General features: G+C 46.7%; 9 protein-coding genes. 5 read left to right on the plus strand and 4 right to left on the minus strand.

Annotation, left to right across the window (positions count from 1 at the left end; genetic code table 11):
- The first annotated feature begins 75 nt into the window (after window positions 1-75).
- The 5 genes from ACO08I_RS21165 to ACO08I_RS21185 all read left to right on the plus strand — a co-directional run bounded on the left by ACO08I_RS21165 (window position 76) and on the right by ACO08I_RS21185 (window position 5128).
- Window positions 76-1167, plus strand: a complete 1092-nt coding sequence (locus ACO08I_RS21165) for a T9SS type A sorting domain-containing protein (protein WP_421947001.1) — start codon at window positions 76-78, stop codon at window positions 1165-1167.
- 74 nt (window positions 1168-1241) lie between these two features.
- On the plus strand, window positions 1242-2027 hold the full coding sequence (locus ACO08I_RS21170) for a hypothetical protein (RefSeq protein WP_421947002.1): 786 nt from the start codon (window positions 1242-1244) through the stop codon (window positions 2025-2027).
- Window positions 2028-2031: 4 nt separating this feature from the next.
- A complete protein-coding gene (locus ACO08I_RS21175) occupies window positions 2032-2826 on the plus strand; it encodes a hypothetical protein (protein ID WP_421947003.1) in 795 nt (264 codons plus the stop codon).
- Between the two features lie 21 nt (window positions 2827-2847).
- Window positions 2848-3711, plus strand: coding sequence for a helix-turn-helix domain-containing protein (locus tag ACO08I_RS21180; RefSeq protein WP_421947004.1), 864 nt, complete (start codon window positions 2848-2850; stop codon window positions 3709-3711).
- Between the two features lie 160 nt (window positions 3712-3871).
- Window positions 3872-5128 carry a cation:proton antiporter gene (locus ACO08I_RS21185; RefSeq protein ID WP_421947005.1) on the plus strand — a complete coding sequence of 419 codons (1257 nt, stop codon included), beginning with the start codon at window positions 3872-3874 and terminating at the stop codon, window positions 5126-5128.
- A 214-nt stretch (window positions 5129-5342) separates the two neighbouring features.
- Here the strand turns inward: ACO08I_RS21185 and ACO08I_RS21190 are convergent, their stop codons facing one another.
- The 4 genes from ACO08I_RS21190 to ACO08I_RS21205 all read right to left on the minus strand — a co-directional run bounded on the left by ACO08I_RS21190 (window position 5343) and on the right by ACO08I_RS21205 (window position 13869).
- On the minus strand, window positions 5343-6695 hold the full coding sequence (locus tag ACO08I_RS21190; RefSeq protein ID WP_421947006.1) for an OmpA family protein: 1353 nt from the start codon (window positions 6693-6695) through the stop codon (window positions 5343-5345).
- 217 nt (window positions 6696-6912) lie between these two features.
- Complete coding sequence (locus ACO08I_RS21195; RefSeq protein ID WP_421947007.1) at window positions 6913-8877, minus strand: TonB-dependent receptor plug domain-containing protein; 1965 nt, start codon at window positions 8875-8877, stop codon at window positions 6913-6915.
- Window positions 8878-9070: 193 nt separating this feature from the next.
- Window positions 9071-10984 (minus strand): discoidin domain-containing protein, encoded by a 1914-nt coding sequence (locus tag ACO08I_RS21200; RefSeq protein WP_421947008.1) that lies wholly within the window; start codon window positions 10982-10984, stop codon window positions 9071-9073.
- 128 nt (window positions 10985-11112) lie between these two features.
- Entirely contained in the window at window positions 11113-13869 is a 2757-nt protein-coding gene (locus tag ACO08I_RS21205; RefSeq protein ID WP_421947009.1) for a thiol-activated cytolysin C-terminal domain-containing protein, read from the minus strand.
- Window positions 13870-13975 lie beyond the last annotated feature (106 nt).

Raw genomic sequence — 13975 nt, forward strand, 5'->3', positions numbered from 1 at the left:
ACAGAGGACTCTATTGATTTGAGCAGCTACAAAATTTAGTTATTTACTTTTGATACAGTTGAAACAGAGATAGCTTTGGAGGGGGTAATTCTTCCTGAAACTGCGATGGTGCTTTCCACGCCATCGGCAGATAGCTTGATCAGATCCAAAGCGGACCTGTTTAGTTCTAATCTTACTTTTGGAAATCACGTAATGGTACAGATTGTTAAGGAAGGCACAGGCGTCATTGACGTTATTGGCAGGTTGGGCTTAGAAGAAGAAATCGGAATATTTACATTAGATACTCTTATCAATAATCCGTCAATTTTGCAGGCTGTTGAATTTGATTTGAGGTTTCTCAAGGGGTTAAATGTAAGAAGGGCTGCTTCAGTGCTGGAAGGCAAAACTACTTTTATCACCTCTGAGTTATTGCATGACTGGACTATTTATCCTAATGCTTTCGTTGAGGATTTAGGAGACCACCGGTGTGCTTGCAAATCTGGTACAGGTGTCGTGAATTGGCAGGGTATTGACTTTTTTGCTCCTGAAGTTGTCACTGCTGAAAATGATGAGGAACCAATAATGGGTACGGTTTCGGTAGTTGGATTGGATCCGGGAGAAGAGGTTGAGCTTTGGATTCTTGATGTTTTTCATGAATTCGACGAACCTGAAGCGGGTGATGCTACGACCTTCGTGGATTTTGAGTTTGATCCTTTTTTAGGAGCTGAACTTACAAGTTCAAACCCAAGTGAGATCGTAGAAATCAGTAAGCAAGTAATTAACGATGAAGAATGCGAAGGAAATGAGGGAAAAGGATTCGTAATATCCATACTTGACGGTCCCTTTGATGTCCTAGTTGGGAATGCCTTTCTGTTTGATATTTTGATTACGGATGAGGAGGATTGCATTAACAGTACCTATGATGCCGAATACCTAAATGCCCTAATTTCTGTTACACCTACGATAGTTACCAATCGTGCCTCATTAGTGGTAGAGGAGAATTCTCTTTCTATTCAGGGTATTCGGGTTTTCACCGCAAACGGGCAATTGCTGAAACAAATTCCTGTAGATGGGAGATCGGGTGGGACAATTGATCTGGACTTGTCCTACCTGCCTGCACGAGGCTATTATTTAATAGCAATACAGACCAATAAAGGTCTGATAACGAAGCGGATAATTAAACAGTAAGCATTTAAAACTCTTGAATGGTGGCTGAATAGGCGCATAATACATGGTCTATTCAGCCTTTAAAATTTTCAAATATGACTAAAAAACGAGAACGTATAATACTGCTCTTACTGCTGGTTTTGCCAGGATTAAATGTATTTGGGCAAGGCTTGTATTTTGGCGTAAAGAGTAATCAGTTTTCTACTTATTCAGAAGACGAGATAGTTGAATTAGATTCTTTAATTGCCAACCCTAGAGAAGAGCAAATAAATAAACTGATCGATGTTGATTTGATAGTGCGTAAACAGTTGAGCAATGACTTTTGGCTGGATTTTAGGTTAGGAGTTATACACTCATCTATATTTCAGCGCCGCACACGGTTATCCGACAATGGTGCAAATGGATATTCTGTGAGCACCCAAAGCAATAGAAATACGGGCTTTAGGATCACTTGTGGATTGCAAAAGGCATTCATTCAAAAACAACAAATCAGGCTCTCAGGGGGGATGGCGCTGAGTTATGCTCATTTGCCCGAATTTCTGCAGTTTGATCGCAGAGATTTTTTTGATTCCGATGGGGATCTAAGCTCTGTTCTTGAGGATAATTTTAGAATCCCGGCGACTGGAAGATTAGGCGTAATGGCCAATCTGAATTGTTACTACTGGTTTTTTGAGCGGGTGGGAATAGGCTTTGAGATAGAACCCTATCTGAGGTATGACTGGCAGGAAGGAGATGTTTTTGAGCGACCACAACGCTTTGATGAAAACGGTAATTTATTATCCCAAATTGAAATAACAAGAGAGCGGACTTCCTCGAGTGTCTTAATCAGTAACCGGATATCACTTGGAATTCAGGTGTCCCTGTCCTCTAACTCAAATTGAAAGCATGTTTGGAAGAATTTTGATCCTTTTAGTTAGTACAGCCTGCAGCGTTACAGTCTTAGCGCAAGAAGTGGCTGTTCAGTCCTCACGCAATGCTTTTGCACTCAGAATGGATGGCGCCTATTTTGAGGACATCCGGGAGGAGAATCTTAAAATTGATAACTTTAGCATTGCAAGAGACAATGAGATTTCGGCCAGGGTTTTTGCGCTGGATTTATCTTATTACCGGACCACGAAAAGCGGGCAGGTTTATTTTTGCCGGTTAGGCCTGCAGAGGCGGCTCACAGGGCGTAGTATTCAACAGGCTGCAGTTAATGCAAGTAGTAGCCTTTCTTATGCCAGGACTTTGGATGTTGGAGTGAACGTTATGACGATATACCTTAGCCCAGGTTATCAATTGTTGGCAATTCCTGAAGGTAGGTTTTCTTTCGGTATGCAGGTGGAAACACCGCTTTTGCTGACGCCGGGAAATAGATTTGAAGGAACTACGAAGTTCTATGACAGGCAGCAAAATCCAAATGGTATGTTAGAGGTTATTTTTGAGTTTCCACCGGAGTACGGCTTTGGCATTGGTCTTACAGGAAATGCATTTTATCAACTTTCCAGGCGGTTTAGTGTTGGGATCGAGGTACACGGCAACGCTATTGCTCAAATCCATAACGGGACAATCTATCAAAATCCCACGCTATATGATGCGAATGATGAAGAGGTCTGGTCGCTTTCAGCAACGCATAGCTTTAAGACGTTTACCTTTCGGCAAAACATTCAATTATTCTTCTCCCTGAGGACGCATTTTTAGGGGAAATACTTTTTTTAAGCATTGAAATCTGCGATTATTCAACACCGAGCCCCCCGGCACCCCTTCTACCTGGAGCACATGGGCCGCCTCTACGACCGCGCCGCCGGGCAAGCCGATGAGCCGCACCGGCACGATTACTATACGGTGCTGTTGATTGAGCATGCCGCCGGGCAGCATTTGGTCGATTATCAGGCGTATCCTTTTCAGGAACGGGAAGTCCACTTTGTCAGCCCGGGGCAGGTGCATAAGGTGTTGGCGGAAGCACGGCCGGAAGGCTGGGTATTCACTTTTTCCAGGGACTTCCTGGCAGAAAATAATATCCCCGAAAGCTTCATTTCCAACATCAATCTCTTCAAAGCCTTTGGCGACACGCCTCCGTTGCAACTGGATCCGGCTACTTTTAACCGGCTGCTGGATATCATCAGTCAGATGGAGAACTGCCTGAGCCCGGATTTGACCTACCGGGAGCGTGCGCTGGGCGCTTTGCTACAGCTCTTCCTAATCTATTGCAACAACACCACCCAACTGGACACGGCCCAGTTGGATGAAGAAAACGGCAGCATCTGTATTTTGCGCGATTTCAAACAGCTCATTGATCAGCAGTACGCCAGTTGGCACAAGGTGAGCGAGTACGCCGGGCAACTGCACATTACGCCCAAGCACCTCAGCCAAACCGTAAAAGAGCTGACCGGCAAACCCGCCAAGGAAGCCATTCAGGACCGGCTCGTACTGGAAGCCAAGCGCCTGCTGCTGCATACCGATCTGGCCATCAAGGAGGTGGGGTACCGGCTGGGGTTTGAAGAGCCCCTGCACTTCAGTGGTTTCTTTAAGAAGCGGGTGGGCGCCTCGCCTTCTGCCTTCCGGTCGGGGCGCAAGTTGAGCTAGAGGCAAGCTACCGGTACTACCAATGAGAAAAATCACCCTTTACAGCGATAGCGTTTATCCGAAAGCAGCGAACGGGCTCCTGCTGGCAGCGATGACCGGTACCTTCCTCTATGGTGTTTTGCGAAAGCGATTGCCCGACTAAAATGCTATCTTCGTACCTATGTACGAGTCTTTTAGCTTCCTGTTCTTCACCGCTGCGGTGATTAGCTTTATCAATTACCGCTGGATAAAGTTGCCGCTTACTATAGCCCAGCTGCTGTTGTCGCTCGGGCTGGCAGTGCTGGTACTGGTTGCCAAACCGTTGTGGCCTGCCGCTTATGGATTTCTGAGCAATACGGTGACGCAAGTGGACTTCAACCACTTCATGCTGGATATTTTGTTGGGCTTCCTTCTGTTTGCCGGAGCCTTACATGTCGACATCAGAGGGCTGGAAGCAGAGCGCTGGCCGGTCTTTTGGTTTGCCACCCTTGGCGTGCTGCTGTCTACAGTCATAATAGGGGTAGGGCTGTACGGTATTGCTGCCGGGCTTGGAGTGCCTTTATCCTTCTTCGACTGTTTGTTGTTTGGGGCGCTTATTTCTCCCACTGATCCGGTAGCCGTTTTGGCATTGCTCAAAGATAGTAACGTCAGTCCTTCGCTTCAGCTAAAGATTGAAGGGGAATCGCTTTTCAATGATGGTGTTGGGGTGATTGTGTTCACAGGTATACTGTTGCTTTCCGAAATGAGTTCATCAGGCGGAGAGTCGCCCTTAATGCTGGAACTGGGGCAGTTATTGTTAAGGGAGGTCTTTTTGGGCCTGTCTTTGGGTGCCCTGCTGGGCTTTTTGGGATTTAGGGCAATGAAAATGGTGGATCAGGATCCGCACCTTACGACGATAGTTAGTCTGGCCATCGTATTCGGGGGTTACAGCCTGGCACAAGCGCTGGAAACTTCAGGGCCGTTGGCGATGGTTGTGGCCGGACTTTATATCGGTCACCAAATTAAGCGACCGGACTTTGAAGCCGGGACGAGAAAAGTGCTGGCTGGTTTCTGGGAGATTCTGGACGATAGCCTCAACGGCATACTATTCGTATTTCTCGGGCTGGCCATCCACCTGATGTCACCGGACAGCATGGCGGAGATATGGTTAATGCTATCCGTTATTGTGCTGGTGCTGGTTGCCCGGTTTATAGCGGTTGTTATTCCGTATTCCTTTCTGCGCCACGATGCCCACAGCTGGGTGGATACCGCAGCCGTCCTGACCTGGGGCGGCTTAAGAGGGGGGATTTCCCTGGCATTGGCTTACTCGCTTACCGAAAACATGTCAGGCAGTACCCTATTGCTTCTGACCTACGGGTTGGTTATATTTTCCATATTGGTACAAGGGCTTACGCTACCGAGGATAGTTAAGATATTATTGCCATCGGCTAAACCTTAAGTATAGAGGAGGGGGAGCCCCTGACAACTTTAGCATAAAACCCTTTGCTGGTCTCTTATCGTATTGGTGGGATCGAACTGATAGAGGAGGGCCGGTCCTCGCACCAATCCCATCGTTTTTTGTGCTGAATAAAATACAGCAGGCGAAGCACTATCCGGTCTTTTATAAGGTTATCAATCTTCGCTTAATTAGCCACCTTTTAAATGAACGGGTTTTACTCAACAATTTCGTAGGCTACCCGTCGGTTCCGCTGCCGCCCCTCTGCGGTTGAATTATCAGCAATGGGTTGTTCCTCCCCGAACCATGCCACAATAAACCGCTCCGTATCAATATCGCGATTGGCCAGGTATTCTCGGACGGCTTCCGCTCTGCGCCTGGACAAATCCATATTCCATTCGGCGGTACCCGTATTGTCGGTGTGTCCGGTGATTCTGAGTTTCCAGTTGGGGTGTTCTGACAGGAGTAGGGCCAGTTCATTGAGCGATTCAAACGAGCGCGGCCTGATTACCGCCTTGTCTGTCTCGAATTCTGTATTTTCAAAGGCTCTGTTGACTACTTCTGCTTCATCCGTGGTTAGTTCTACGAGGTCCACTGAGGGTTTGGTGGGGAGGACAGGCTTAGGCTCCTCCACGATTTTGGGTTTGGGTTCAGGCTTGGGTGTTACTGCAATTTCTGGTTCGGGCTTCGGCTCCGGGACGACCTCCTGTTCTAGCTCCGTTGTCAGCGGGAAGGGTTCCGGCGATTGTTGTTTTGCCCGTTTACGAAAAGTATAACTCACGCCAATCGTAGAAAAGTGATGGATATCATTCACCCCGTTTAACCTGTTGTTTTCGTCCCATTGGTAAGAATCCAGGTCATCCGTGCCCGCAAGGGAAACACGGTGCGTCAGGGAAAGGGCGATGTTTTTTCTTACGCGCCATTTGAAGCCCGCTCCTAATTGATACAGAGGGGTGATTTGAGGCTCCGGATGGTTTTGGGTTTCATAGTTGCCATCTCCGAAGGTACTCACATTGGCAATGATTTCAGCTTTGGTGGAAGCCGGTGTGATGTCTATAAAAGTAAAATCGTAAATCAGGCCGTCCTCTCTGGCCGCATCAATACGGGTATTATAACGCATAACACCTACCCCGGCTGTGAGGAACCCGTCAAAGGGGCTGTTATTTTTGAAAAATGGGAGTTGGGTATACGTAAAAACGGCCTGCAGGCTGGCTTCCATGTACATCATTCTGTAGTTCGCATATATCGAATTGGAAGTGGCATTATTGTAGTTGATGTCAGGATCCACAGAGCCGTTCCAAACCGGGTGGTTGAGCCAGTTTGTGTTTGTCGTCTCATCCAAGCCGCGCGCCTCCCCCATTCCCAGGAACAAACGGGTGGACAGAAAATTGTTGAACGCCCAATCTCCATATACGCCAAAACCGAACCCACTGCCCGGCTTTACTTCACCTGCAATTTGCGCGTAGCCCTTCTCGGTACCAACAGACCATCCTTTTACGGACTCACTGCGCTGAGCAAAAACACCAGAGAAGATAAATCCACATAACAGACAAACAATAAAACGCTTCATAAGAATAAGTTATAATGCCTCTGAATAAATGCTAACGACAAGCTTCCTAAGTGTATGTTTGGAGCAAACAAGAGTTGATAATCAAAGAGTTGTGGTTGTGACTAAATGGAAAAATGCGCGTTTGGCGGGTCAAATAAGTATTTTTCCATGACGTTCCCGGTTTTACCGGGATTCACAAGGCTTTGGTTATCAGCCGAAGTGCACCTCCAAACATACACTAAAATTGCAGCGCGAGTTTCGCCTGCCAGATACGGCCATTTTGCCCTACAAACTGCGGCAGGAAGGCTCGTCTGGAAGGGTGCGTATAGAATTGGTCAAATAGGTTATACACTCTAAAGGAAAGGCTTAATGGGGCTAACCATTTGGTTTTTTTGTTCGCGGGGTCCGCTTGGGGGTTGAACATCAGGTTGGAATTCATCAGGAAAAAGGGCAGAGTATAGTTGCCATCAAAAGTGAGCCTGCTTCCTTCGTATTGCCCTTCGGCAAAAAGCGTGAAGTGCTTTAGGAAGGGAACGGTAACGCCAAATTTGCATAAGGGAGAAGGGGCATTCACCCTCATTGCATTATCAAATTGAAAATTGTAGTACAAATAGGTTTGAATGCCTTCCGGCAAATCAACCGACACCCCGGCTTCCAGCCCCATCGCCTCCAGGGTGCCGGCATTTATAAATTGCGGCACGAAGGGATCACTGGGTATCAAATCTTCGAGGCGCTGGTAGTAAAGCGAAACGTCCAGGTTTAAATCCTTACTTACCTGCTGTTTCCACGCCACCTCCAGGCTGTTGGAAGCCTCCGGGATCAGGTCGGGGTTGGGCAGGGGTTGAAGTTCTTGTGCCACATTGGCTTCTATAAGGCTGGGAAGCCGGTAGCCCCGGCTATATCCGGCACGCAGGGTGGTTTTTCCCGTGGGGGTATAAAGCAGGGCCAGCTGCGGGGAGAAAACCGGGTCCGTGCGGGAGTTGATATCTGCCCGCAGGCCGCCGTTTAGGGCTACTTGCTCACTGATTTGATAGCTGTCGTGGGCGAAAACACCGAGGGTCCAGTAACTGAAATCGAGATTGGCATCCGGTTCATTCAGTACAGTGGCCGTATAATTCGCTGTAGGGACATACCAAAATTCTGTCCCGAGCAGGAGTTGGTGGTCCGGCTGAAATTTGAACAGGTGTTGGTACTCTGCCCCCGCCCATGTGCTTTCCAGCACCCTGTTTCTTTCCGTAATATCGTCAGTGTTCCAAACGTAATTGAGCTGCTGCTCGTCCCGGTCATGGTTGAAAAACAGGCGTGCGTAGACGGATTGGTTTTCCTTAATGTCTCCCTCATAGCTCATATCGGCATACAGCGTTTGCTCCGTGAACGCTCCATCCTCGAAAAAGGCAATCGAAACCAAATCCGGGGCATCTACCGGGTCTTCTGCGTAGGCAATGGCTCCTGTTCTTTGGTGGTAGCCGGCTTTGATCGAAAAATTTCGGTGATTCAGTTTGAATTGCAGGGCCGCGTAATCCATCTGATCGCCCGCAGGGACGATATCGCCATATCCGGGAATATAAATATCCTGCCCTGCAACGGCCCCCACCCGGGTGGAAAGCGCAAAAGAGGTGTTGCGCCACTTTTGTCCCAGGGATAAGCCCGCATCATATTTTCCAAAGCTACCGGCGTCGATGAATGCACCAAGCCCTTTTCTGGCTGCTTTGGTCTTGATCTTTATCACGCCAAGCATCGCATTGTTGCCGTATAAGACGCCCACCGGGGACCGGATGACCGTCACGCTTTCAATATTCTCCATGGGAATACCGCGCAACTCATAACCAGAGGGGGCACGGCCCGTCATGGGGTCATTCAGGGGAATATTATCTATCAGGATCAACACGCGCCGGTTGTTGGATTCACCGGGGGCGGCGCCTCTCATCCCATACTCCGTACTTTTCCAGTCATGGGTAAGGTACATACCCTGCACGGAGCTGATCAGCTCGTCCAGGTTGTCGTATCCCCGGTTTTGAATGTCTTGGGCGGTGATCGTACTGGTGGAAGCGGCAATGTCCACGTTTTGCTCGTACTCCAGTACGGATTGTTCCAGTCTGTTCAGGAAGGTATCAACGGTGTTTCGGATAGAGTCTGTGATTTGTGCATTTAGGGAAACCGCACAAAAGAGGAAGAAGCCGGTGGGTAAGAAGAAGGTTCTCATGCTTGTAGCTGGGTTTATTACAGGTCAGTAGGTGCTGAAAAGAGGCGTGCCATTTTTTTAATTTGACACGCCCTTTATTTGCATAATGGTACTGTTAAGGCTGTGTATTGAGCTAAATCGACTGTGTGGTACCGATGATAATCGGCATTCAGGGTTTTAGGTGTTTGTCGAATGCTCATCCTCAACGACTACTTTAATTACCTTCTACAGGCGTCCCGAATATTTCTATTTCAGGGATAGACATGTAATTGGTCTGATTCGTAAAAAACCGGACGTAGCGCCCCCTTGCCTTTCCAGAATAAGATTCAATTACTTTGGGAGCGGCCTGTTTGGCGATGAAGGTTGTTCCGCCGGCGTTTCCTGTAAAAGGAGTATCAGACACCAAAATGGTGAAATCATTCAATCGTTCGGGACAGCAATTCGTTCTGTTGTACAACCGGATGGAAGTAATTTCATAATGGCCTTGTAAATCTACCTCCCACCAGGGGTTTGTATCATTGTTGGTATGCTGAAGGAAACCTCCCTGACCTTGGTCCTGGACAATGCCATCATTGGCAAGTTGAGCGCCATTTTTTGCTTTGGTCCCGTATTGGCTCGATTGTATTGCGGGTTTGTTTAGCGCAATATTGACCATATTATCGATGTAGAAGAACCCTTGATTGCCTCCTACGGCTCCAATATTAGGGCCTTTTTTAAAATTGGAGTGATCTTTTTGTACGGGTACGGCAAAGCTGCCATCCGCCATCATTCCAAAAGCATACACATCGAGCCCTTTGTAGGTCCAGGCATCATGCACCTCAGCCGCGGTAGCTATAGTCCACTCATTTTGCCGGGCCATACTCCTCACCTGGTCCGGGGTAAGGCTGCCTTGACTGTGAAACTTCACTTCCTTTACATTGGATATGTATGAAGGTGTTGACTTTATGTCTTTGCAAAGCGGGTTTGCATAAGCCGCAGCGACTGAAGTAAGACCAGTGGGGTCAACCCCTGCAAAATCCCGCCAATCAAAATCATAGGTCCTTGCGGCATCGTAGGCCATTGCGGCATATTCTTCTATACCCTTCTTTTGGTGTTCAGGCATTGGCTGACCATTAAGTTGTTCTCTGGCTTTGGCCATCAGATCTCTCTCAATAGCAGCCTGTGTGATTTTCGATACGCCCTTGGTTGCCTTCGCCGTATATTTAAGCGTCTTCCCGGTTGATGCCACAGCTTTGACTACGCCGGAGCCTCCTCCTGAGACGGTCATACCCGCGATGCTTAAAACCGCAACCAGAGGAGATACGGTCATGTCTATGATGGCTGTTGCACAGGTATTAGTAGATTGGGCACAGCCTGCTCCACAATTGGTCCATTCTGTACCATTGACATAGGGGCAGGTCACTTCCCAACAGACCGGGCCTACGCCTTTAAACCCATCCCTGCATAGTTTGTAGCAAAGGCCGGCATTGTTTTCCTTGCCGTCTTCACAAATAGTAGGAATAATACCAACGCCCCGGCCATACGATGGCTTAGCACAAGAGACCCCGATATCCGTAAAACCCTCCGGGCAAACCGGTGAGCATACACAACACCCGGCAGCGTAAAAGCCCTCTTTACATTTGGGGTAAACGATTGCCCCGTAAATTTCGCAGTTGCCTTTACCGTGCGCCTCTTCGCACCGCTTAAACTGGCCGGACGCACTGAATGGCCTATCACCGATTTTCCAGATATATCCACCGCCCCGGCCGTAAGATTCCGGTTTGAAACAAAAAGCGCCGTCATCCCTGAAACCTTCAGGGCAGGACTTCCAACAGACCGGGCCTACACCGTAATACCCCTCTTTGCAAAGGGTATAACAAAGGCCAGCATCGTTTTCCATGCCGTTAGGGCATATTTTGGGAATGGTGCCAACGCCTCTGCCGTAGGTTTCCTTCCAGCAAAAGTCATCTTTTTTGAAAAGGCCTGCTGTCTCAATAAGGGACCTTTTACCGGCAAGTGCCGTTACTTTGGCTTCCCCGGGCTCTTCTGTGATTTCAAAACTTTTGGTGTAAGCATCCCGCCCATTTATAAAAAGGAAAGCGGTAAAAAGAAGACCTATGGTGAATACGGAATATTTTATTTTTTTCATTTCTTAGGTTTAAGGTGCGTGCCTAATACCTAGAGATGCTAACATAGCACCTCTTGACTATTTAAAGCTACCTGTAGAAATCGCCTCCCCGAAGTCATACTTCAGGGAGGTCTTGTTTTAGATGGGTATTAATATTCTCTGGCGGATTGATTGAGCGTGGTACCTTTTGACTCAATTGTTTTGGTGATAGCCGTTGGGTAAGTTTTTTCAATATGCTTACGCCAAGGCTCCCACGCTAGACCTGTTGCACCTTCTCCCTTAATCTTAACATTGGTGGCAACCCGTGGAATATCGTAGGACTTCTCTCTGCCACTGGTAATACTGCCGGTGTTTTCACTAACCAATCTTCCTTGTAAAATATACTCCAAACTATAGCGAGCAACAAAGGCTCCCTTGTTTTTGAATGTGATTCTTTTGGTATCAGCAGGCGGTGGAGGCGTGTTACCCTGTGATATTATTCCACCCTTTTCGTTAAGTTCTTTATAGGATTGATTTAGGGTAGTACCGTATGACTCTATGGTTCTAGCCTCGATTCTTGGATAATTCTGTTTGAAGTGAGTCACCCATGGTTCCCAAACCAAACCCGTTGCGCCTTCGGCTTTTATGGATACATTAGTAGCGTCAGCAGGGATGCTATAAGTGTCTTCATTACCGCTGGTTACTTCGCCTGTGTGGATAGTCTTCTTAGTGCCAGCTGCTGTATACTCTATGGTATATTTAGCAACGTATGCGCCTTTATGCCTGAGGGTGATCTTTTTAGTATCCAATGCCGGGTCAGTAACTAATTCACCGGCCGAAATTTGTTCTGTTTGGTTGGACTGGATTACTTGTGCCCCTTCCGGAATGTCAAAAATATCACCATCTCGGGTCAAGGTATATTTTACAATGACATCGAATTGTTGTTGAGACCCCCAGCGTTTAGCCGAATGGAGGAGCCTAAGTTCGCCGGTACGTGAAGGTTTTGCATCTGTCAAGTCGGTGTTGATGTAGCCGGAAGCTACCCACTCTTCGGGAGTGCCACCAAAGTTGCTGTCATATTCTTTAAATGTACCTGCAATCTTGAATACCCGCTTCTCAGGATTGCCTGGTTTTACGACTAATCCAATTTTTGGAATACCTGCAGGGGATAGTGGCTTTCCTAATTTTTGTCCGGGATTTATATTCGCTTCGCGTACCAATTGCTTCTCCACCTCTCCATTGCTGTAATCAATTGTTGGCTGATTTCCCCGTAATCGGCTTAGTGCGCCGGAATAAGCCTTGATCGATATATCTGCTTTTTTGGTGGCATCACCATCGTCTTTATATTTTGAAATTGTAACCTCGTCAATTTCGAGTGTGTATGCCACAGGTGGAGCTTCGATAGGCATTTTCTTTGGCATTTTGCCAATGTATTCTATCAGGTACTTTTCTAAGTTTCCTTTGATTGTGTACAATTGGTCAGGATCAGTATCATCTTTAAAAACTTCAGGGCTAATCAAGACAGAAATTAACTGCGGCTTTATTATGACAGGAACAACTTCATCTTCATTTAGACTCCAGCTGTCGAAACTCCCGTCTCCTCCGGCGTACTCATAGCCGCCTTCCATCCCACTAAAATGTTCTTCCAATGCTTTTTCGTGTGTTTTACTATACGACACACTTAGTTTCGCTCCTTTACTGTTATTAGAACTTGTCTTGATCTCTTTATTTCTTGAGGGCGATTTATTTATGTCAGTCGTCTCGGTAGTTCCTCCTGCACTAACCCCCAAATCAGCTTTAACATCTAAACCATTGCCCTGTAAGCTATTAAAAGAATTTTCTGACATCGCAAGGAAAGAATTATAGAAGCCACCATAAATAACTTCTGATAAAAAGTGTGTGCCATAATCGTTAACAAATTTTTCATACTCTTTTTTTGCTGCTGCATCATATTCTAAAGGCAGATTTCTGACACTGACCATGAATCTCTCATCCAGGTCTGCTAGTGAAGAGTCACAAGTAATTCTGTATTTGCTTTTCCATTCACTTCTCTCCAGGTAAACTTCTTTTTGGTTCTTATGTGTTTCATCGAATTCTTTATATCCTACACCAACTCCTCCGTCCACTTCTACTCCTTTTATATGCTTAGAAGCTGATAAATCCACATTAAGTGACCAGGAGTTTTTGACACTTTCGGCTTTATACCGCATTTTTTCACTTTTAGACCCTAAGCCCTTGTTATACTTGGTGTATTCAAACCCTTCTTTGATATATTCCCCATTTGCTCCATCGAGTGTAGTGTAATCTACTGAGGAAGACTCCAGGCTCTCAAAAATTTTCCCCTGTCTACTGCTTGCAATATTTCTTGGGTTGAGAGTAGCTAAATTAATACCGTATAAATTAGCTCCTATCGGAAAAGCATTTTCTCTTGGGTCTGTAGCCGCTTGTGCATAGATAAAATAGTCATGGTTGTCAATATTCCATAAAAAAACTTCTTCAGTCCTTACATTGTCGTCTGTTCCATAAGGCTTAAACCTGAGGTATGTACCTCTAGCCATATCTGGTAAAGTTAAGCGGTTACCTACAAGTAGCCTGCCGACTTCTTCTCCTTCCTTACCTGGCTCTCCTACGAAGACTAGAAGATCGTAATCACCAGTACTATGAAGTGTAACAGTGCCTTTCTCTGCGAACTCTTCTTCCTTTTCCCCAAATATTTCTATCTCGGGGATAGACATGTAGTCAGTCTGGTTTGTAAAAAGTCGGACATAACGTCCCGTTGCATTTCCAGAATAAGTTTCATCTACTTTGGGAGCGGCCTGCTTAGCGACAAATGTTGTTCCACCAGCGTTTTCAGTAAAAGGAACGTCGGATACCAAAATGGTGAAATTATTCAATCGTTCCGCACAGCAATTCGTTCTGTTGTACATGGTTCAGCCCCCTAAGAATCGGACAAAATTCTATTAGTGAATAATAATCATTCGTGATGGTAATATCTTTGCTCTGCGAGAACACCAACGGTGACGATTGTACCGA

The sequence above is a fragment of the Phaeodactylibacter xiamenensis genome, assembly GCF_965229835.1.
GTDB lineage: Bacteria > Bacteroidota > Bacteroidia > Chitinophagales > Saprospiraceae > Phaeodactylibacter > Phaeodactylibacter xiamenensis.

What these genes read in the sequence shown, in the direction of transcription:
- ACO08I_RS21185 (WP_421947005.1), top strand. Translation starts at nt 3,872, where the DNA reads ATGTACGAGTCTTTTAGCTTCCTGTTCTTCACCGCTGCGGTGATTAGC.
- ACO08I_RS21190 (WP_421947006.1), bottom strand. Translation starts at nt 6,695, where the DNA reads ATGAAGCGTTTTATTGTTTGTCTGTTATGTGGATTTATCTTCTCTGGT.
- ACO08I_RS21175 (WP_421947003.1), top strand. Translation starts at nt 2,032, where the DNA reads ATGTTTGGAAGAATTTTGATCCTTTTAGTTAGTACAGCCTGCAGCGTT.
- ACO08I_RS21195 (WP_421947007.1), bottom strand. Translation starts at nt 8,877, where the DNA reads ATGAGAACCTTCTTCTTACCCACCGGCTTCTTCCTCTTTTGTGCGGTT.
- ACO08I_RS21170 (WP_421947002.1), top strand. Translation starts at nt 1,242, where the DNA reads ATGACTAAAAAACGAGAACGTATAATACTGCTCTTACTGCTGGTTTTG.
- ACO08I_RS21205 (WP_421947009.1), bottom strand. Translation starts at nt 13,869, where the DNA reads ATGTACAACAGAACGAATTGCTGTGCGGAACGATTGAATAATTTCACC.
- ACO08I_RS21200 (WP_421947008.1), bottom strand. Translation starts at nt 10,984, where the DNA reads ATGAAAAAAATAAAATATTCCGTATTCACCATAGGTCTTCTTTTTACC.